General features: G+C 72.9%; 18 protein-coding genes and 1 pseudogene. 7 read left to right on the plus strand and 12 right to left on the minus strand.

Annotation, left to right across the window (positions count from 1 at the left end; translation table 11 throughout):
* The 5 genes from ASG83_RS04550 to ASG83_RS04570 form a co-directional block, all read right to left on the minus strand.
* On the minus strand, positions 1-494 hold a 494-nt coding region (locus tag ASG83_RS04550; RefSeq protein ID WP_055857615.1), incomplete at its 3' end, for a hypothetical protein.
* Between the two features lie 397 nt (positions 495-891).
* Positions 892-1,797, minus strand: coding sequence for a serine hydrolase (locus tag ASG83_RS04555; protein WP_235451369.1), 906 nt, complete (start codon positions 1,795-1,797; stop codon positions 892-894).
* Positions 1,794-3,755, minus strand: coding sequence for a M13 family metallopeptidase (locus ASG83_RS04560; RefSeq protein ID WP_055857617.1), 1,962 nt, complete (start codon positions 3,753-3,755; stop codon positions 1,794-1,796). The genes ASG83_RS04555 and ASG83_RS04560 overlap by 4 nt, the downstream gene beginning before the upstream one ends.
* On the minus strand, positions 3,752-5,014 hold the full coding sequence (locus ASG83_RS04565; RefSeq protein WP_082599085.1) for an MFS transporter: 1,263 nt from the start codon (positions 5,012-5,014) through the stop codon (positions 3,752-3,754). Before ASG83_RS04565 ends, ASG83_RS04560 begins: the two co-directional genes overlap by 4 nt.
* A gap of 2 nt (positions 5,015-5,016) precedes the next feature.
* On the minus strand, positions 5,017-5,367 hold the full coding sequence (locus ASG83_RS04570; RefSeq protein WP_055857618.1) for a metalloregulator ArsR/SmtB family transcription factor: 351 nt from the start codon (positions 5,365-5,367) through the stop codon (positions 5,017-5,019).
* Between the two features lie 55 nt (positions 5,368-5,422).
* Here ASG83_RS04570 and ASG83_RS04575 point away from each other — a divergent pair, with 55 nt between their 5' ends.
* On the plus strand, positions 5,423-6,736 hold the full coding sequence (locus tag ASG83_RS04575; protein ID WP_055857620.1) for an MATE family efflux transporter: 1,314 nt from the start codon (positions 5,423-5,425) through the stop codon (positions 6,734-6,736).
* A 10-nt stretch (positions 6,737-6,746) separates the two neighbouring features.
* Here the strand turns inward: ASG83_RS04575 and ASG83_RS04580 are convergent, their stop codons facing one another.
* The 4 genes from ASG83_RS04580 to ASG83_RS04595 form a co-directional block, all read right to left on the minus strand.
* Positions 6,747-7,445 carry a TrkA family potassium uptake protein gene (locus ASG83_RS04580; RefSeq protein WP_200932262.1) on the minus strand — a complete coding sequence of 233 codons (699 nt, stop codon included), beginning with the start codon at positions 7,443-7,445 and terminating at the stop codon, positions 6,747-6,749.
* Entirely contained in the window at positions 7,438-8,802 is a 1,365-nt protein-coding gene (locus ASG83_RS04585; protein ID WP_200932261.1) for a TrkH family potassium uptake protein, read from the minus strand. Before ASG83_RS04585 ends, ASG83_RS04580 begins: the two co-directional genes overlap by 8 nt.
* Before the next feature lie 170 nt (positions 8,803-8,972).
* Positions 8,973-9,137: a CsbD family protein gene (locus tag ASG83_RS04590; RefSeq protein ID WP_055857622.1), complete on the minus strand. Its 165-nt coding sequence runs from the start codon at positions 9,135-9,137 to the stop codon at positions 8,973-8,975.
* 113 nt (positions 9,138-9,250) lie between these two features.
* Complete coding sequence (locus tag ASG83_RS04595; protein ID WP_055857624.1) at positions 9,251-10,324, minus strand: LacI family DNA-binding transcriptional regulator; 1,074 nt, start codon at positions 10,322-10,324, stop codon at positions 9,251-9,253.
* Positions 10,325-10,400: 76 nt separating this feature from the next.
* Here ASG83_RS04595 and ASG83_RS04600 point away from each other — a divergent pair, with 76 nt between their 5' ends.
* The 4 genes from ASG83_RS04600 (at position 10,401) to ASG83_RS04615 (ending at position 14,272) form a co-directional block, all read left to right on the plus strand.
* The gene (locus tag ASG83_RS04600; RefSeq protein ID WP_082599086.1) at positions 10,401-11,711 is read left to right on the plus strand and encodes an MFS transporter; all 1,311 of its coding nucleotides are present in this window, start codon (positions 10,401-10,403) and stop codon (positions 11,709-11,711) included.
* A 249-nt stretch (positions 11,712-11,960) separates the two neighbouring features.
* Positions 11,961-12,788, plus strand: a complete 828-nt coding sequence (locus ASG83_RS04605) for an SDR family NAD(P)-dependent oxidoreductase (RefSeq protein WP_055857626.1) — start codon at positions 11,961-11,963, stop codon at positions 12,786-12,788.
* A 31-nt stretch (positions 12,789-12,819) separates the two neighbouring features.
* On the plus strand, positions 12,820-13,515 hold the full coding sequence (gene nucS, locus ASG83_RS04610; protein WP_055857628.1) for an endonuclease NucS: 696 nt from the start codon (positions 12,820-12,822) through the stop codon (positions 13,513-13,515).
* Positions 13,516-13,570: 55 nt separating this feature from the next.
* Complete coding sequence (locus ASG83_RS04615; RefSeq protein ID WP_055857629.1) at positions 13,571-14,272, plus strand: HAD hydrolase-like protein; 702 nt, start codon at positions 13,571-13,573, stop codon at positions 14,270-14,272.
* A gap of 229 nt (positions 14,273-14,501) precedes the next feature.
* Here ASG83_RS04615 and ASG83_RS04620 read toward each other — a convergent pair whose 3' ends face one another.
* Genes ASG83_RS04620 through ASG83_RS04630 form a run of 3 tightly spaced genes read right to left on the minus strand, consistent with a single transcriptional unit; the run spans position 14,502 to position 17,124 of the window.
* On the minus strand, positions 14,502-15,530 hold the full coding sequence (locus ASG83_RS04620; protein ID WP_055857631.1) for an NAD(P)/FAD-dependent oxidoreductase: 1,029 nt from the start codon (positions 15,528-15,530) through the stop codon (positions 14,502-14,504).
* Complete coding sequence (locus ASG83_RS04625) at positions 15,527-16,063, minus strand: isoprenylcysteine carboxyl methyltransferase family protein (protein WP_055859300.1); 537 nt, start codon at positions 16,061-16,063, stop codon at positions 15,527-15,529. Before ASG83_RS04625 ends, ASG83_RS04620 begins: the two co-directional genes overlap by 4 nt.
* Positions 16,060-17,124 carry a type III polyketide synthase gene (locus ASG83_RS04630; RefSeq protein ID WP_055857634.1) on the minus strand — a complete coding sequence of 355 codons (1,065 nt, stop codon included), beginning with the start codon at positions 17,122-17,124 and terminating at the stop codon, positions 16,060-16,062. The genes ASG83_RS04625 and ASG83_RS04630 overlap by 4 nt, the downstream gene beginning before the upstream one ends.
* A 214-nt stretch (positions 17,125-17,338) precedes the next feature.
* On the opposite strand from ASG83_RS04630, the pseudogene ASG83_RS13130 reads away from it, so the two are divergent.
* Together ASG83_RS13130 and ASG83_RS04640 are read left to right on the plus strand one after the other, a co-directional pair.
* Positions 17,339-18,124, plus strand: a pseudogene (locus ASG83_RS13130) (hypothetical protein); the annotation flags it as partial.
* Positions 18,125-19,086: 962 nt separating this feature from the next.
* On the plus strand, positions 19,087-20,388 hold a 1,302-nt coding region (locus ASG83_RS04640), incomplete at its 3' end, for a GMC family oxidoreductase N-terminal domain-containing protein (protein ID WP_235460025.1).

Genomic DNA, 20,388 nt, shown 5'->3' on the forward strand with positions numbered 1-20,388 from the left:
CCGCTGTCCACGATCACGTAGGTGCTGTTCGTGTAGGTGAAGCCGCTCTCATCCAGCATCGCGCCGATGTAGCAGTCGGGGTCGGTCAGGTCGATGGCGGCGGTGGCGACGCCGGGCTCAGCCGGGATCTCGCACACGATCACGTGGCTGATGCTGTCCTTCTCCGGGTGGACGAACGAGTCGCCCGGGGTGAGCGCTCCTCCCATCGAGTCGGTGGTGTACACCGCGTTCTCGTTGGTGACGCTGTTGCCGCTGCTGCCTGCCTTGACGATCACCTTCGAGTACGTGTACCCGGGGGTGTTCGCCGGGAGAACGTACGGGGGCGTCACGGGCTCGACCTTGTAGCAGACCTCGCCGGTCAGGGTCTCCCAGTTGTCGGGGTCGTTGGTGTTAGAGGGATTGCCGCCGGCCAGCGCGGGGCTCGCTCCGCCCGCGGCCATGCCGAGGGCGAGGAGAGCGGCGGTCGCCGCGGCAAGAATGCGCGTGCGCATCATGAAGAGCTCCTGGGGGGTCGGAGCCGAGCGCGCCAGCGGGCCGGCAGCGCTCAGTGTTCGGGTATTCGGGTAGCGCACGATCGGGATCGGGGGAGATCACGGTCGAGCGGTCGGCCGTCGTCGGGGAACGACGACCGTCGGGTGTTCGGGTGTTCGGGTACTGCAGGTATTCGGAACAGTACGACTCTGAGACTGATTCGCTCGACGGGGTAGTCAAGGAAACGCCAGGTGTGTACTCTCCCAGCCCGCGCGAATCGACGAACGTCGGGTGAGCCGATTCCGCAGGCGAGCCCGACGATATTCCCCTCAGAGTGACGAAAGCAAGACTGGACCGTTCCGTCTACCCCTCAACGGGGGTGCGAGCAATGCTCAGACGCTCCGAGGGCCCCGCCGCGCGTCAGTGCACGAACTCCAGGAGGTCGAGTCCGAAGACCCGCAGGGCGTCGAGCACGCGCAGCCGGCTCGCCAGGTCGCGCTCCTCGAACTGCACCGAGACGGCGTAGGCGAGGCCGCCGCGCGGCCCGCGGAGGATCCCCGACTCCGACCGGACCCCCGCGTCGCATCCCGTCTTGTTCACCATCCAGGTGCTGTGCTCGACCCCGCGGTGCGCGAGCGGGTCGCGACCGAACGCGCTCGCGACCATCGAGAGGTCGGTGTTGAGCGACAGCCAGCCGAGCACGCGCTGACTCGTCGTCGGATCGATGATGTGGCCGTGGGCGAGGGCGTAGAAGAGCCACGCGAGCTCCGCGGTCGAGCCGACGGAGAGCTGGGGCGCGTCATCCGGCCCCCGGCTCTCGCGGACCACGTCGAGGAGGGCGGTGCGCACGAGGCCGAGCGACTCCGTGCGCGCGCGCACGGCATCCAGCCCGATGTGACGCAGGAGGGCGTTCGTCGCCACGTTGTCGCTCGTCGAGCCGACCAGGGCAGCGAGGTCGGACAGCGGGAGGGCCGGGGCTTGCAGGTGCTGCCAGAGGCCCGAGTCGGCCACCGAGTCCTGAACCGACCGATCGACGATCGAGAACTCCGACAGCGAGCGATCGGTCATGCGCGCGCTCACCTCGATGAGCAGGAGGATCTTGCCGATCGACGCCGTCGGCAGCACGATGCGCTCGTCGACGGCGAAGACGCTCTGCCCCGACTGCAGATCCACCGCCGCGACCGAGACGCGCGCGCCCTCGTACGCGAGGGCGCCGAGGGCGCGGAAGGAGGGGCGGAACGAGGGAGAGCGCTCGAGGGCCCGACGCCGCGCTGAGACCGGAGCCGCCAGGCGGGCGCTCCGGTCGCGCAGCATCGGGGTCGTCACCAAATGGACACGCGCTCCGTCTCGTCCAGCCACAGGGCGTCGTCGGGAGTGACCGAGAACGCCTCGTAGAACGCTCCGATGTTACGCACGATCTGGTTGCAGCGGAACTCGTTCGGCGAGTGCGGGTCGATCGACAGCAGCCGCAGGGCCTCCTCCGGCCGGATCGCGAGCTGCCAGGCCTGCGCCCACGAGAGGAAGAACCGCTGCGCACCGGTGAGCCCGTCGATCACCGGGGGCTCCTCGCCGTCGAGCGACAGCAGGTAGGCCTTCCAGGCGATTCCGAGCCCGCCGAGGTCGCCGATGTTCTCGCCGATCGTCAGCGCGCCGTTGACGTGGTGGCCGGGCGCCTGACTCGGCTCGAGCGCGTCGTACTGGGCGATGAGCGAGCCGGTTCGCTCCTCGAACGCGGCCCGGTCGGCCTCCGTCCACCAGTCGCGCAGGCGCCCGTCGCCGTCGTAGCGCGAGCCCTGGTCGTCGAATCCGTGCCCGATCTCGTGGCCGATGACCGCGCCGATCGCGCCGTAGTTGGCCGCGGCATCCCGCCCCGCATCGAAGAACGGGAACTGCAGGATCGCCGCCGGGAAGACGATCTCGTTGAAGCCGGGGTTGTAGTACGCGTTGACGGTCTGCGGCGTCATGAACCACTCGTCGCGGTCGATCGGCCGGCCGATCTTGCCGAGCTCGCGCTGGAACTCGAACTCCCCCGCCGCCCGCACGTTCGCCACCAGGTCATCCGCGACGACCTCGAGCGAGGAGTAGTCGCGCCACCTCACCGGGTAGCCGATCTTCGGCGTGAACTTCGCGAGCTTGTCGAGGGCGCGCTCGCGGGTCTCGGCGGTCATCCACTCGAGCTCGCTGATCGACTGCCGGTACGCCTCGATGAGCATCGCGATGAGCTCGTCCATCGCTGCCTTCGCCTCCGGCGGGTAGTGCCGCGCGACGTAGACCTCGCCCACGGCCTCGCCCATGGCGCCCTCGACGAAGCTCACGCCGCGCTTCCAGCGGGCGCGCTGCTCGGGGGTGCCGGTGAGGGTGCGACCGTAGAAGTCGAAGGTCGCGTCGACGAAGTCGCGCGAGAGGTACGACGCCATCGAGCGGATGACCGACCAGCGCAGCCAGTCCGTCCACTCCTCGAGGGGGCGGTCGGCGATCGCGGCCGCGAGCCCGGCATGGAACGAGGGCTGGCGCAGCACCACCTCGGCGAGCTGCTGCTCGGTGATGCCGAAGGCGTCGCGCCAGCGCGCGAGGTCGAGGCCGGGAGCGGCCTCCTCCCACTCGGCCCAGGTGCGCAGGTTGTAGGTCGCCTGGCTGTCGCGGTTGCGCACCTTGTCCCAGTGGTGGCTCGCGAGGTGCGTCTCGAGGGCCATGATGCGCACCGCGCGCTCGGCGGGGGCCTCCAGGCCGGCGAGGGCGAGCATCCGCTCGAGGTGGGCGAGGTAGGCGTCGCGCGTCGCCGCGTGCGCGTCCTCGCGGTAGTACGACTCGTCCGGCAGACCGAGCCCGCCCTGCTCGACGAAGACGAGGTAGCGCTCGGGGTCGCCGGGGTCGTTGTCGACGAAGAGCTGCGCGAACCCGCGGGCGCCCTCGCGCTCGAGGCGTCCGATCTCGCTCAGCAGGGAATCCTTGTCGTCGATCGTGTCGATCGCCGCGAGGTGCGGGGCGAGCGGGGCGGCGCCGAGCGCCTCGATGCGCTCCTCGTCTATGAAGCTCGCGTAGAGGTCGCCGACCTTGCGCTCGAGCGTGCCCGGCTCGGCCGACTGCGCTTCGACGATGATGTCGCGCACGGCCTTCTCGGCCTCCTCGGCGAGCACCATGAATGAGCCGTAGCGGGCCTTGTCGGCGGGGATCGGCGTGCGTGCGAGCCAGCGCGCGTTGACGTGGCGGTACAGATCGTCCTGCGGGCGGATGCCCGGCTCGAGCTCGTCGGAGAGGATGCCGCTGCTGAGGGTGTCGGTCACCCGACCGAGCCTAATGAGGCGGCGGGGGGTCGCGCCTGCGCATCCGCCGAGGGTCGCGCGCCGCGTGAGAGGGCGAGCGCGGCCCCGAGCGCGAGGAGGGCGACGACGGCGAGCACGGCGGTCGCCGCGGCGGGCCCCGCGGCCGACCCGACGAGGCCGGCGATCGGGTACGTCACGGCGTACCACGCGTGGGAGCTCGAGAACCGCGCGGCGAAGACGGCGGGCCGGTCGTCGGGCTCGACCTCGCGGCGGATGATCCGCGCGCTCGGGGTGCTGATCGCCGAGCTCGCGGCGCCGAGCACGAACCACAGGACGATGACGAGCGGCAGCGTGAGCGCTCCCGTGAGCGCGAGCGCGGCCGTCGCCGCGAGCGCGACGGGAACGATCGCCGCGCCCGTCGCCATCACCGCGCCATCGCTCCCCCGGTCGAGGATGCGCGGCAGCAGCAGAGCCACCGCGATCGATCCGGCACCGAACGCGACGAGCGCCACGGCGAGCGGCCCCGACGGGTCGCCGACGTCGGCGGCGCCGATGACGACGAGCAGCACGACCGTGGTGACGAGCACCGTCGCGTAGACCGTGGCCGTGACGGCGTCGAGGACGGCGAGGAACCGCAGCGCGGGTATCCGCGTCATGAGGCGCAGGCCGCGCGTGAGGCGCGACGCGAACGGCTCGCCCGCCGCGCCGGCGCGCTCGCTGATGCGCGAGAGCCCCACGGCGAGCGCCGAGAGCGCGAAGCCTGCCGCCGTCACGGCGAAGAGCGCGCTGGGCGGCAGGACGAGCACGAGCAGCGCCGCGAGCACCGGGCTCAGCAGCGACTCGAGGTCGTAGGCGAGCCTCGAGAGCGACTGCGCGGAGGTGTAGTCGCGCTCGTCGGGCAGCACCTCGGGGATGACGGCCTGGTACGTGGGCGTGAAGACGGCCGACGCCGACTGCAGCAGCAGGATCGCGACGTAGAGGTGCCAGGCCTCGGTGGCGAGGACGAGACCTGCCGCGATGACGACGCGCGCCGCATCCGCGCTGATGAGGACGGCGCGGCTCGACCGACCGGCGACGAGCGCGCTCGCGATCGGCGACACGACGACGTAGGCCGCGATGCGGATGGTCAGCGCGATGCCGATGATCTGCGCGGCCCCCTCTCCCGCGATGCGGACGGCGACGAGCGCGAGCGCGACGGTGAGCACGCCCGTGCCGACGAGCGAGGCGACCTGCGAGGCGAAGAGCGCGGCGAAGCGCCGGTGGCGGAGGACCGTGAGCATGCTCAGTGCTCCCCGTGGTGGCGCGGGAGATCGGACACGGTGTGCTCGGCCTGCCGCAGTGCCTCGACGACGAGTCGGCGCGGGTGCTCGTCGCGGAGCCGGTAGAACGCGCGATTGCCCTCCTGTCGAACGGTCACGAGCCGTGCGAGGCGAAGCTTGGCCAGATGCTGCGACACGGCGGGCGGCGGGCGATCGACGATGTCGGCGAGGTGATTGACGGAGAGCTCATCGAGGTCGAGCGCGAGGATGATCCGGACGCGCGTGGGGTCGGCGAGGAGCCCGAACAGCTCGGCCACCACGTCGACCAGCGGCGATGAGGGATCGAGGTCTTCCTGATGCGTATCTGCATGCATACGCAGATACTAAGGCAGGCGCGATGCGCTCGTGCGCGGGCCGTAGCGTGGAAGCGTGCGCCCCCGGCTGCGAGCGATCGACCGCGACATCCTGCGCCTCGCCGCGCCCTCGCTCGGCGCCCTCGTCGCCGAGCCGCTGTTCGTGCTGACCGACACGGCGATGGTCGGCCATCTGGGGGCGGATGCCCTGGCCGGGCTCGGCGTCGCCTCGACGGTGCTCCAGACCGCGATCGGACTGCTCGTCTTCCTCGCCTACGCCACCACCCCGGCCGTCGCGCGGCGCCTCGGAGCCGGTGACAGGGCCGGCGCGCACGCCGCGGGCGTCGACGGGCTCTGGCTCGCGCTCGGCATCGGCGTCGTCCTGCTCGGGGTGCTGCTGCCGACCTCCCCGGCGATCGTGGGCGCCTTCGGCGCGGCCTCACCGGTCGAGGCGGCCGCGCTCGAGTACCTGACGATCGCGTGGTGGGGCGTGCCGGGCATGCTGCTCGTGCTCGCCGCGACCGGGGTGCTGCGGGGCCTGCACGACGCGCGCACCCCACTGGTCGTCGCGGCGTGGGGGTTCTGCGCGAACATCGCGCTCAACGCGATCCTCATCTACGGTCTCGGTCTCGGCATCGCCGGCTCGGCGATCGGCACCCTCATCGCGCAGTGGGCGATGGCCGCGGTGCTCGTGACGGTGGTCGTGCGGGGCGCCCGTGCGGAGGGCGCCGCGCTGCGCCCCGGCCCGGCGGGCCTCCGCGCCGCGATGGCCGCCGGCTCGTGGCTGCTGCTGCGCACGGTGTCGCTGCGCATCGCGCTGGTCGCGACCGTGCTCGTCGCAACGGGACTCGGCACCGTCGAGCTCGCCGCGACGCACGTGTGGTTCGCCGTCTACAGCCTGCTCGCACTCGCCCTCGACGCGCTCGCGATCGCCGGGCAGGCGCTCGTCGGACACGGACTCGGAGCCTCCGACGTCGAGCGCGTGCACCGCATCACCCGCCGGCTCGTCCGCTGGGGGGTGCTCGTCGGCACGATCCTGGCGGTCGTCGTGGCCGCGTCGGCGCCGCTGGTCCCGATCCTCGTGACCTCCGACGAGCGAGTGCGGGATGCCCTCCCCCTCGTCCTGCTGATCCTCGCGATCGGGCTGCCGCTCGCCGGGCTCGTGTTCGTGCTCGACGGCGTCCTCATCGGAGCCGGTGACGGGCGCTACCTCGCCGCCACGGGCATCCTCAACCTGATCGTCTACCTCGTGCTTCTCGTGCTCGCCGCCGGTTCGGGACTGCCGGCGCTGCTCGCGTCGTTCACCTTCGGGTACCTCGGGGCGCGCGCGGTGACGCTCGGGGCGCGGGCGCGCGGGGATCGCTGGATCGTGACGGGCGCCGGATCGTGACGGGCGCGCGCTAGCGGAGCTGCCCGAACCCCTCGGCCATGCGCGTGGGCCCCGCGACGAGCACCGTGTCGCCCTCCCGGACGACGGTGTCGGCGTCGGCGTTGCACCAGGGCTGCCCGTCGCGCTGGACCGCCATGACCGTGACGCCGTGCTCCTGGCGGAGGTTCGTGTCGCCGAGCCGGCGGCCGAGCAGCACCGAGTTGGGCTGCATCTTCACGATCGCGTACGCGGAGTCGACCTCGATGTAGTCGAGCGCGGCCCCGCGGACGAGGTGCGCGACGCGGCGACCCATGTCCTTCTCGGGGTAGATGACGTGCTCGACCCCGAGCTGCTCGAGGATCTGCCCGTGCGCGTCGCTCGTGGCCTTCGCCCAGATCTGGGGGATGCCGAACTGCAGCAGCACGGACGTGGTGAGGATGCTCGCCTGGATGTCGGAGCCGATCGCGACCACGACGCGGTCGAACTCGTGCACGGCGAGCTGGCGGAGCACCTCGGCCTTCGTGGAGTCGGCGCGGACGACCTGGCTGAGCTCGCCGTTGAGGCCCTGGACGATCTCCTCGCTCGCGTCGATGCCGAGCACCTCGGTGCCGGTCGCCATGAGCTCGAGGGCGAGCGACTGGCCGAAGCGGCCCAGGCCGATGACGGCGACGGAGTCGGCCTCAGCGATGCGCGAGGTGCGGGTGCCGGAGAACAGGCGCAGGTTAGCCAATGACGGGCCTTTCTTTCGGGAGCTCGTAGAGCAGCTGGCGCTGGCGCAGGACGAGGGCCGTGCCGAGCGTGAGCGGGCCCAGGCGGCCCAGGAACATGAGGACCATGAGCACGATCTGCCCGGCCGCCGGCAGATCGGCGGTGATGCCGGTGCTGAGACCGACGGTGCCGAAGGCCGAGATCGCCTCGAACAGGAGCACGTCGAGCTCGAGGTCGGTGACGAGCATGAGGATGACCGTGGCCGCCATGACCGCCGCGAGCGACAGCAGCGCGATCGTGATGGCCTCGCGGTGCACGGCGCGCGAGAGGCGCTTGCCGAAGATGTTCACCGCGCCCTGCCCGCGCAGCTCGGTGAGGATGATGAAGAGCAGGACGGCGAAGGTCGTCACCTTGATGCCGCCGGCCGTGCCCGCGGGCCCGCCGCCGATGAACATGAGCACGTCGATGCCGAGCCAGGTCTCGCTCGTCATCTCGCCGACGTCGACGCTGTTGAAGCCCGCGGTGCGCGCCTGGACCGAGTGGAAGAAGGCGACCAGCACGCGCTCCGCCGGGGACATCCCGCCGATCGTCGCGGGGTTGCTCCATTCCAGGACGGCGATGTACGCCGTCCCGATCACGAGCAGGAGGCCGCTCATCGCCAGGACGATGTTCGTGTTCATCGTCCAGTGCAGCGGACGGCGGAACTCCTTGCGCAGCTGGCGGAGGACGGGGAATCCGAGACCGCCGAGGACCGTTGCGACCGCCATCGGCAGCACGATGACGGGGTCGGTCGCGAAGCCGACCATGTTGTCCGAGTACGGCGCGAAGCCCGCGTTGTTGAAGCTCGACACGGCCAGGAAGACGCCGTGCCAGACCGCGTCCGCTGCGCCCTCGCCGTAGTGGAGAGCGAGGCGGAGGCCGACGATGATGGCGACGGAGGCCTCGATGAGGAGGCTCGTGGCGAGGATGCCCTTCGCGAGTCGCGCCGCGTCATCGGCCGTGACGGCTCGGTTCTCGGTGCCGGTCAGGGCTCGACCTCGCAGCGACAGGCGTCGAGCGAGCGCCAGCCCGATCAGCGAGGCGACGAGCATGATGCCGAGCCCGCCGAGCTGGATGAAGACGACGATGATCACCTGGCCGGTGAGGGACCAGGCGGTCGCGGTGTCGACGACGACATGGCCCGTCACCGAGACGGCCGACACGGCCGTGAACGCCGCGTCCAGGATCGTGATCGAGTCGTCCCGCGGGTGGGAGAAGGGAAGAGCGAGGAGGCCCGTCGCCGCGAGGATCGCCCCGAGGAAGCCGAGGACGACGGCCTGCGGGGGGCTCAGTCGAAGGCGGCGGGTGCGGCGAGGCGCGATCGCCCCCGTGTTCGGCACTCGCGCAAAGGTACTCCTGTCGCCGGGGTTGTCAAGCGCAGTCGTGAAGCGCGGTCGTCACGCGCGCGCCGAGGCGGCGGGGCACGACGAGAGCGGGCGCCCGACCGTGAGGTCGAGCGCCCGCCGGGGCAGTCGCGGCCACCTGGAGGCCGCGGCTGTCGTGGGGGGTCTCAGCGGAGCGCGTCCTTGACGTCGTCGCCGGCCTGCTTGAGGTTCGCCTTCGTCTGGTCGGCGCGGCCCTCGGCCTCGAGACGCTCGTTGTCGGTGACCTTGCCGACGCCCTCCTTGATCTTGCCGCCGAGCTCCTCGCCCTTGTGCTTCGCTTCGTCGTTCATGACGGCTCCCTTCGTCGCGGTGGAGTTACGACGGTGCCATCTCCTCCGCGGCGGCGTCACGGGGTTGACTTCCTCGGCGTCCAGTGGGCGTCCAGGGTTGGTGATGCGAGATCTCAGGCGCTGCGCGGAGCCGCCGTCGTGTCGCCGATGCGGAGCTCGGTCGTGAAGGCGACGTTCTCGACCGGCTCGCCCGCGAGGGCCGCCAGGGCCAGTCGTGCGGCGGCGCGGCCCTTCTCGAGGGTCGGCTGCACGACCGTGGTCAGGCGGTGGCGCGAGAGCCCGTCGATGCGGGCGCCGTCGAAGCCGGCGACGCTGATGTCCTCCGGCACGCGGAGGCCGCGCTCCTCAGCGGCCTGGATGGCGCCGAGCGCGAGCAGGTCGCTCTGCCCGACGATGGCGGTGAGGGCGGGCTCGGCATCGAGGAGCGCACGGGCGGCGATGAGCCCCTCCTCGATGAGGCTGCCCGCGGCGACCTCGGCGGGGGCATCCGGGAAGACGTCGCGCACCCCGGCCAGCCGCTCGAGGCCCGTGTAGGCGACGGATGCGTCCTGCCGCACCTGCGTGAGCGGGCCGCGGGCGTGGCCGCGATCCATCGGCAGCGTGATGACGGCGACGCGCTCGTGCCCGAGCCCGGCGAGGTGCTCGGCGAGGCGGCGCATGCCCGCGCGGTTGTCGATGTCGACCATGGGCAGGCCCTGGCGCGGCTCGGCCTCGACGCCGATGAGCGGCACCTGGCGCTGGCTCAGCACCCGCACTGCGGGGTCGAGGTCGGTGCTGCAGCCGAGCAGGAGCGCGGCATCCATGGGCGCATCGCGCAGGCCGCCCTCGGCGCGCTCGAGGCTGTCGGTCAGCAGCAGGAGGCTGTAGCCGGCTCCCCCGATCTCGTCGGCGATGCCGTCGAGGAGGGTCACCGCCACCGGGTCGCCGAAGGCGACGCTGATGCGGTCCTCCATGACGACGGCGATGATGCCGCTGCGGCCGGTGCGGAGGCTGCGGGCGCGCGGGTCGGGGCCGCCGTAGTCGAGCTCGCGCGCGGCGGCGAGCACGCGCTCGCGCGTCTCGTCGGCGACGGGCCCGGCTCCGCTGAAGGCGAGACTCGCCGTCGAGGCGCTCACCCCGGCGCGCGCCGCGACCTGCGCGAGCGTGGCCCGCGAGCCGTCTCCAGGGTGGTTTGTCGGGTTCGCCATCGGCTGTTAGCGTAGTCGAACTCGGGCATCGAATCGATTCGACTCCCCCCGGCATCCGCGTTTCGAAAGGCCGTCCGTGAGCTCGCCCACCACCGCTCCCCGCCTCGCGCCCTGGCGCTTCGCCGTCTTCGCGGTCTTCGCACTGAGCGGCATCACGATGGCGACCTGGGTGGCGCGCACGCCGGCGATCCGCGACGCCCTCGACGTGCGGACCGACGAGTTCGGCCTCCTGATCTTCGGCATGGCCGCAGGGTCGATCGTCGGCCTCATCGGATCGAGCCACCTCATCGCCCGCCTCGGCACGCGCCGGGTCATCCTGCTCGGCGTCATCGCCACCTCGCTCGCGCTCATCGGGCTCGGCGTCGGCGCTCAGACGCTCGGGAGCTACGCCGTCGTGCTCGGCTCGCTCGTCGTCTTCGGCGCGGGGGCCGGCATCACCGACGTCGCCATGAACGTCGAGGGCGCGGGCGTCGAGCAGGCGCAGGGCCGCGCGATCATGCCCTGGTTCCACGCCTCCTGGAGCATCGGCACCGTCATCGGGGCGGCCGCCGCCGCCGGCGTGGCCGACCTCGGCGTCGGCGTCGACTGGCACGCCGGCGTCGTGGGCGTGCTGCTGATCGTCGCGGTCGGGTTCGTCGTCCGGCTGCTGCCGCGGGACGAGGCGCTCCCCGGCCTCGACGACGAGGGCGCGGGGCCGGCGCGCACCACGTGGCAGGAGCGACTGTCCATCTGGCGCGACCCGCGCATCCTGCTCATCGGACTCATCGTGCTCGGCATGGCCTTCGCGGAGGGCTCGGCCAACGACTGGCTCGCGCTCGCCGTCGTGGACGGCCGCGGCGTCGACGAGGCCACCGGTGCGCTCGCCTTCGGCATCTTCGCCGTCGCGATGACCACCGGCCGCATCGCCGGCGTGTGGGTGCTCGACCGCTTCGGTCGCGTGCCCGTGCTGCGCGGGTCGGCCGTGCTCGCGGCCGCGGGGCTCGCGACCGTGATCCTCGTCGAGCAGCCGGTCATCGCCGCGCTCGGCATCTTCGCGTGGGGGCTCGGCTCATCGCTCGGCTTCCCCGTCGGCATGTCGGCCGCCGCCGACGATCCGCGCCGCGCCGCCGCGGCCGTCGCCGCCGTCGCGACGGTCGGCTACTTCGCCTTCCTCGTCGGTCCGCCCGTCATCGGGTTCCTCGGCGAGCGGATCGGGCTGCTGAACGCGCTGTGGGTGGTGCTCGTGCTCATCCTCGTCGCGGCCGTCGCGTCGGGCGCGGCGCGCGAGCGCGGGGCCGCGGCGGGCGCACCCGGCTCGCAGGGCGCTCCCGGCTCGCAGGGCGCTCCGGGAGCGCCGGGCGCGAGTGAGCCCGCTGCCGCGTCCCGTGACGCCGACGCTGCGGGCTGATCTCCTCCGCGGCGCCTCCACCGGGATGCGCAGCTCAGGAACTCCAGGGCGCACGCACCCTGCGATCCGCACGTCTTCGCCCGACCGGGCCGTCGGTTCCTGAGTTACGCACTCGCCCCCGCGGGAGCGGGCCGCGCCGTACCCACATGCAGGCACTGCACGTCGGGCTCCGCGTGCTTGAGCGGTCGGCACGCGAGCCGCGGCCACGAGAGACAGCATTCGATGCGAGTGCGGCGGCAGGATGAGCGCATGAGCTCATCGACCTCCCCCACCCCGCACCACGCCCTCCCCGCGTCGCTCGACCTCTCCGGCCGGACCGCGCTCGTCACGGGGTGCGGCTCGGCCGAGGGCATCGGCTTCACCACGGCCCGCGAGCTCGCCGGGCGCGGCGCCCGCGTCGTCATGACCGCCACGACCGACCGCATCGAGCAGCGCGCGCAGGAGCTGCGGGACGCCGGGCACGACGCCGCCGGCGTCGTCGCGCGGCTCGAGACCGAGAGCGCGGCGCAGGCCGCCCTCGCGGCGATCGGCGCGCTGGGAGCCGAGCCGGACATCCTCGTCAACAACGCCGGCATGGTCGCTGTCGGCGAGGAGATGCCGCGCGGCGACATCGGCATGAGCGTCGACGAGTGGCGCAGCGCCGTCGACGTGAACCTGACGAGCGTGTTCCTGGTGACGCGCGCCGTCATCGGGCGGATGCGCGAGCGCGAGTGGGGCCGCGTCATCACGGTCGCGAGCACGACCGGGGCGGTGCAGGCGGCGCGCGACGACCTCGGCTACGCGACCGCGAAGGCCGGGGTGCTGGGCTTCACGCGCGGGCTCGCGATCGACGAGGCGCGGCACGGGATCACGGTGAACGCGGTCGCTCCCGGGTGGATCGCGACGGCGTCGCAGCTGGAGCAGGAGGCCGTCGAGGGCGGGCTCGTGCCGCTCGGGCGCAGCGGTCGCCCCGACGAGGTCGCGAGCGCGATCGCGTGGCTCGCCTCCCCCGGTGCGAGCTACATCACCGGGCAGCTCGTCGTCGTCGACGGCGGCAACTCGGTGGCCGAGGAGCGGCGGCCCGGGCTGTGGGGGTGAGCTCTGCCCGCCGCACCTAGACTCGACCCTCGTGCGCCTCGTGATCGCCCGCTGCTCCGTCGACTACGCCGGGCGCCTCAGCGCGCACCTGCCGCTCGCGACGCGCCTGCTCATCCACAAGAACGACGGCAGTCTGCTCGTTCACTCCGACGGCGGCTCGTACAAGCCGCTCAACTGGATGAGCCCGCCGTGCACCCTCACGGTCGAGGAGCCAGACGACGACCAGCGCGAGGCCGGCGTCGTCGAGCTGTGGCGCGTCACGCACGCGAAGACCGCCGACATGCTCGTCGTGAGCGTGCACGAGGTGCTGCACGAGACGGCGCACGACCTCGGGCTCGACCCGGGCCTGCAGAAGGACGGCGTCGAGGCGCACCTGCAGAAGCTGCTCGCCGAGCAGATCGAGCTGCTCGGCTCCGGGCACGCGCTCGTGCGGCGCGAGTACATGACGGCGATCGGACCCGTCGACATCCTCGCGCGCGACGCCGACGGAGGCTCGGTCGCGGTCGAGATCAAGCGCCGCGGCGGCATCGACGGCGTCGAGCAGCTCACCCGCTACCTCGAGCTCATGAACCGCGACCCGCTGCTCGCACCGGTCGCCGGGGTGTTCGCCGCGCAGGAGATCGCCCCGCAGGCGCGCACCCTCGCGGAGGACCGCGGGATCCGCTGCCTGCTGCTCGACTACGACGCGATGCGCGGACTCGACGACGGGGTGCCGCGGCTGTTCTGAGCTCCGCCCGTCCGCGCCGCGCTCCTCCGACCCGCGCCCCCGTAGGCTCGAGCCGATGACTCCCGCAGCCGACGCCCCTCGCCCGCCGTTCACGGCGATCCTCCTCGACCTCGATGGAACGATCACCGACTCCGCGCCCGGCATCACCGACACGCTCGCCTACACCTACGAGCAGCTCGGGATGCCCGTTCCGGCATACGAGGAGCTCCTGCGCTGGGTGGGCCCGCCGATCATGGACTCCTTCCGCGACCTCGCCGGCATGGATCGGCCGACCGCGGAGCGCGCGCTCGAGATCTACCGCGCCCGCTACCTCGACCGCGGCGCCTACGACGCGACCCTCTACCCGGGCATGGGCACCCTCGTGCGGGGGATCGCGGCCGCGGGCATCCCCCTCAGCCTCGCGACCTCCAAGCCCGAGCTGCCGGCGACGCTCATGCTCGAGCACTTCACGATCGCGCACTGCTTCACCGTCATCACCGGCGCCTCGGCCGACGAGACGCGCAGCGAGAAGGCTGACGTCGTCGAGGAGGCGCTGCGGCGTCTTCGCCTCGGCGGCGTCGATCTGTCCAACGTCGTCATGATCGGCGACCGCATCCACGACATCGAGGGCGCGGCCGAGCACGGAGTGCCGACCATCGCGGTGACCTGGGGCTACGGTACGGATGCCGAGCGCGCCCACGCGCAGCTCGTCGCGTCCTCGACGGACGAGCTGCGATCGCTGCTCGGACTGCCGGCCGCCGCCGAGCCCGCCGCCTGAGCCGCGCCGCCCGCGTCGCAGCCCCGCCCCGCCCGCCCCGCACCACTCCACCCCGCCCCGCCCGCCGTGACCAAATGAAGGGAGCGGGCTGCCCGATGGCGGCGTGTCGCGGCGACACGCCGCGACGTGAGCCGCGGCTCCCTTCATTTGGTCGAACCCTGTCGCCGGGGGGTCTGCACCCGGAGAGGTCAGCGCCAGGGGGGTCAGCGCCGGGCGCTGCGAGCGGCCGCTACCGCGCGAGGCGCTCGACGATCGCGCCGAAGAGCCAGGGCATCGCACGGGCTGCCGGGACGATCGCCGGGCGGGCGGGCGAGCTCGCGAGCCGGACGAGCCCCTCGGTCAGCAGCCGGAAGTCGCGCGTCGACCGCGACCACGCCCGCTCGTAGGCGGGGAGGTCGTCGCGCGCGAGGCAGTCGGCGAGCGCCTCTGCCTGCGCGAAGCCCACGCGCATCCCCTCGCCGGTGATCGCGTCCACGTACCCGGAGGCGTCGCCGACGAGGGCTATGCGCCCGGTCGTGCGCGTGACCGTGCGCTGCCGGAGCGCGCCGGCTCCGCGCAGCTCCGAGGCGATCTCGACGCCCTCGAGCCGATCGCGCAGCGCCGGGTGCGCGGCGATCGCCGTGTCGAGGTCGACCCCCTTCGGCCCGAGCACCGCGACCCCCACCGTCGAGTCGTCGACGGGTGTGACGTAGAGCTCCCAGTCGGGGCCGTACGTCACCTCGACGACGTCGCTCCACGGCGGAGTCGCGTAGTGCCGGCGGAGGCCGAACCGCTTCATACCCCGATCGGCATCGTCGAGTCCGGCCTCGCTGCGCACGCGCGAGTGCAAGCCATCGGCCCCGACGAGCCACCGAGCCCGCAGCCCGTTGACCGAGACCCCCAGCTCGTCGTGCACGAAGTGCTCGACCCTCTCGGGCCGCAGCTCGATTCCGCGCCGGGCGACCGCCTCGCGCAGGCTGGCGCTCAGCGCGGTGCGGCGCACGCCGCGTCCCTCTCGAGACCGGTAGCGGTGCGTGACCGCGCCTCGGGCATCCTCGTACCGTATGCCTCTGATCGCATGACCCGGCGGGTCGACGTCGAGGCGGTGCAGCGCGGCGAGCCCGCCCGGCATGATGCCCTCGCCGCAGGCCTTGTCGATCTCACCCGTGCGCGGTTCGAGCACGACGGCCTGCAGGCCGCGCCGCTCGAGCTCGAGTGCGAGCACCAGGCCCACCGGTCCACCGCCCGCGATGACGACGTCGACGTCGGTCGGGATCATCGGGCCTCCGCCCGCAGCACCGCGAGCGCGCGGTTCTCGACGGGGATCCGGAAGCCGAGCAGCAGCACCGCGTTGAGCACCGTGAAGACGAGGGCCGTCACCCAGGAGGTGTGGACGAGCGGGAGGGCGATGCCCTCGATCGCGACGACGAGATAGTTGGGGTGGCGCAGCCAGGCGAAGCGGTACGGCCCGCGGGTCACGCGCGTCGCGCCCGGCACGACGATGACGCGGGTGTTCCACTGCTCGCCGAGCGAGGCGATCACCCAGTAGCGGCCGGCCTGGCAGAGCAGGGCGATGACGAGCATCGGCCATCCGAGCGCGCCGATGAACGGGCGGTCGAGCAGTACGACCTCGGCGACGCACGCGACCAGCAGGCCCGTGTGCAGCAGCACCATCCACGGGAAGTGCCGTCGGCCGTGCTCGACGCCGCCCCGCGCGAAGGCCGCGGCCGCGTGGCGCTTCGAGATGACGAGCTCGACGAGCCGCTCGACGCCCGTCGCGAGCACGAGCAGCGCATACAGGATGACGCTCATGACCACTCCAGGAGGACGAGCTCGGCGGTGACGCCGGGGCCGAGGGCGAAGAGCACGGCGCGCGTGCCGACGGGCTGGTCGCCGACCGCGGCGAGCACGTGCAGCACGGCCGCCGACGACAGGTTGCCGGTGCGCGACATGACCTCCCACGAGGCGTCGAGCGCGGCGGGCGGCAGGTCGAGCGCCGCCGTGAACGATTCGAGGATGCGCGGCCCGCCCGGGTGGGCGATCCACGCGTCGACGTCGGAGCGCTCGATCCCGGCCTCGGCCAGCAGCGCGTCGACCCCGGCGGCGAAGTGCCCGTCGATGAGGGCGGGGACCCCGGCGGCGAGCATGAGCGTGAACCCGGTCGATCCGATCTGCCAGCCGATCATCTCGGAGCTGTCGGGGTACAGCGCGCTGCGGCTCGCGACCACACGGGGCCGCGTCGAGCCGGCGGCGACGGCAGCGGGGTGCGCGTCGCCGGTCATGACCACGGCGGCGGCCCCGTCTCCGAAGATGCCCGTGCCGACGACGTTGGCCATCGACTGGTCCGACCACTGCAGCGTGAGCGAGCACAGCTCGACGCTCACGAGAAGGGCGACCCCGGTGGGATGCCCGGCCAGGTAGTCGGCGACGCGCGCGATCCCGGCGGCGCCGGCCACGCATCCCAGCCCGAAGCTCGGCACGCGCTTGAGGTCGGACCGGAATCCGAGCGACGTCGCGAGCATCGCATCGAGCGAGGGGGCCTGGACGCCCGTCACGGTCGTGAAGAAGAGGTGGTCGACGTCCTCGACGCGGAGCCCCGCCTCGGCGAGCGCCGTCGTGACCGCCCTCTCGACGAGGGGCAGGGCGAGCTCGGCGAACAGGGCGTTGGTCTCGCTGAACGAGTCGAGGTCGCGGTACCGCTCGAGGGGCAGTGCGAGGTGCCGGGTCTTGATGCCGCTCGCGGCATGCACCCGCTCGAGCACCGACCGGGCCGCCGTGTCGCCCGTCAGCCGGCTCGCGAGCTCGGCCGTGATCTCGTGCTGCTCGTGCACGTTATCGGGCAGCACGGGCGCGACGGCGAGGATCCGGGGCATGCGCGCATCATTCCACGCGAGGCTCCGGGTGCGCCCAGCCGCCGTGTGCACTCCCGGCGACGGGCGCGAACCGCCCTCGCGACGTGCGCGCTCAGGATGCAGAGGGGTGACGAAATCCGTTTACGTCACTCCTCTCCATCGTGAGGGTGCGGGCCCCGACCGTCGTAGTCTCGAACTATCCGCGCGCGACGATGCCGCGAAGGAAGGGGTCGCCGTGACGAACGACCATGCGCCCGCCGCACACGAGCCGGCTCTCGCGCTCTCCGCGCATCAGCGCGCCCTCCCCACAGCCCTACCGACCGCCCTCGAGGCCGATCTCACCGCCCTCCGCCGCGGAGCCGCCGCCTGGGTCGCGAGCGACCTCGCCGACAAGCGCGGTCTGCTGCCCGAGCTGCGTCGCTCGACACTCGCCGCCGCGGCCGACTGGGTCGCCGCCGCGTGCGCGGTGAAAGGAATCGACCTGAGCTCCCCCGCCGCCGGCGAGGAGTGGTCGAGCGGCCCCTACGCGGTCATCACCGCGACGAGCGCCCTCGAGTCGACCCTTCGCACCCTCGAGCGGGGCGGCTCGCCTCTCCCCGACCGTCGCGTCGGCCGCGCGCCGCAGGGCCGCGTCGCCGTCCGCGCCTTCCCCTCCCTGCCGAAGGACGTCGTGCTCGCCGGCTACTCCGCCGACGTGTGGCTCCGCCGCGGCGTGAGCATCGAGGATGCCCGTGCGGGCATCGCGGGCGCCATCCGCGATCGCGATCGCGCGCCCCTCGTCACGGCGGTGCTCGGCGCCGGGAACATCACGGGCATCCCCGCCCTCGACGTGCTGACGGCCCTCTACCAGGAGGCGAGCGCGGCGATCGTGAAGCTCAACCCCGTCAACGCGCGCGTGGGCGACGCGCTTCGTGCGGCGTTCGCGCCCGCGATCGAGCGCGACCTCGTGCGCGTCGTGGAGGGCGACCACGAGGTCGGGCAGGCGCTCATCCACCACCCGGACGTCGACCGCATCCACATCNGACTCGCGCGGCGGCCCATCCTCGACAAGCCGATCACGAGCGAGCTCGGCGGCGTCGGGCCCGTCATCGTCGTCCCCGGCGGGGCCGACGGCGCGCGCGGCCGCGACCGCTGGAGCGACGACGATCTCGACACCGTGGCGCGCGGCATCGCGACCGAGCGCCTCCACAACTCGGGCTTCAACTGCATCGCGACGCAGCTGGTGGTGATCCCCGCCGACTGGGAGCACGCCGACTCCCTCGTCGCGAAGCTCCGCGGGCACCTGGCGGCCGCACCCGCGCGCACCGCCTACTACCCGGGCGCGGCCGAACGGCGCGACGCCGCCGTCGCCGGGCACCCCGACGCGGTGAGCCTCGGCGGAGACCCCGCCGCGGCCCGCGCCCTCGTCGACCACCTCGACCCCGGCGACGCGAGCGAGCCGCTCTTCACGACCGAGGTCTTCGGCCCCGTGCTCGGCGTCGTCCGCCTTCCGTCGCCGCCGACCGGCGACGCCGACGTCGACCCGGCGGCGTTCCTCGACGCCGCGGTCGCGTTCTGCAACGCCCGCCTCGCGGGCACTCTCGGCGCCGGCATCGTCATCCACCCGCGCACGCGCCGCGCCCTGGGCGGCGCCCTCGAGGCCGCGATCGCGACCCTCGAGTACGGCACCGTCGGGGTCAACTGCTGGGTCGGCCCGCTCTTCGGCATGCCAGGAGCGACGTGGGGCGCGTTCCCTGGGCACGAGGTGCACGACGTCGGCAGCGGCATCGGCGTGGTGCACAACGCGCTGCTGCTGGACCCCGCGCACGTCGAGCGGACGGTCGGCCACGGTCCGTGGCATCCGACCCCCACCCCGCTGTGGTCGGTCGACAACCGCACCGCGCACGTCACCGCCGAGCGACTGACGCGCTTCGCCGGCGACGATTCCGTGCGCGCGCTTCCCGCGGCGGTCGCCACGATCGCCAGTTACGTGAGGGGCTGAGGATGCTCGACGCACGCCCGACCGCGCCCGAGCCGCGCGACCGCACCGAACCCGGGTCGCACGCCCCCGACCACCTCGACGTCATCGTCGTCGGCTCCGGCTTCGGCGGCTCGGTCGCCGCCCTGCGCCTGGTCGAGAAGGGCTACCGCGTCGCGGTGCTCGAGGCCGGTCGCCGCTTCGCGGACGACGAGTTCGCGAAGAACTCGTGGAGCCTGAAGAAGTTCTTCTGGGCGCCCGCGCTCGGCCTGCTGGGCATCCAGCGCATCCACCTGCTCGACGACGTCATGATCCTCGCCGGGGCAGGCGTCGGCGGCGGCTCGCTCGTCTACGCGAACACGCTCTACCGACCGGCGAGCGACGCCTTCTTCACCGACCGGCAGTGGGCGCACATCACCGACTGGAAGGCCGAGCTCGACGCGTACTACGACCAGGCGAGCCGCATGCTCGGCGTCGCGCAGAACCCGACGATCACGCCCGCCGACGTCATCATGCAGAAGGTGGCCGCCGACCTCGGCGTCGCCGACAGCTTCCACCTCACCCCCGTCGGCGTCTACTTCGGCGAGGGCGCCGACGTCGAGGCCCCCGACCCCTACTTCGGCGGAGCGGGCCCCGCTCGGCGCGGCTGCCTCGAGTGCGGCGAGTGCATGACGGGCTGCCGGCACAACGCGAAGAACACGCTCGTGAAGAACTACCTGCACCTCGCCGAGTCGGCGGGTGCGGTCGTGCAGCCGCTCACGACTGTGACCCGCGTCGCGCCTCGACCCGGCGGCGGCTACACCGTCACCACCCGCGCGACCGGCAAGGGCCGCCGCACCGAGCGCACGCTCACGGCCGATCAGGTCGTCGTCGCCGCGGGAGCCTGGGGCACCCAGCAGCTGCTGCACCGCATGAAGGCCGAGGGGCATCTGCCGGGCATCTCCGACCGGCTGGGCGAGCTGACCCGCACGAACTCCGAGGCCCTCGGCGGAGCATCCACCGCCCTGCGCCACGCGCGCGGCGTCGACATGACGCGCGGCGTCGCGATCACCTCGTCGATCCACCCCGACGAGCACACGCACATCGAGCCCTGCCGCTACGGCCACGGATCCAACGCGCTCGCCCTGCTGGCGACGCTCGCCGTGCCGGGCGGTCGCCGCACGCCGCGCTGGCTGCTCTGGATCGGCCAGCTGCTGCGCCACCCCTCCCGCGTCGCGTCGATGGTGTTCGGCCTCGGCAGCTGGAGCGAGCGCACCATCGTCGGCCTCGTCATGCAGAACCGCGACAACTCGCTCACGGTGCGCGCCGGACGCGGGCTCTTCGGGCGA

This window comes from Yonghaparkia sp. Soil809 (genome assembly GCF_001429705.1).
Classification (GTDB): Bacteria; Actinomycetota; Actinomycetes; order Actinomycetales; family Microbacteriaceae; genus Microcella.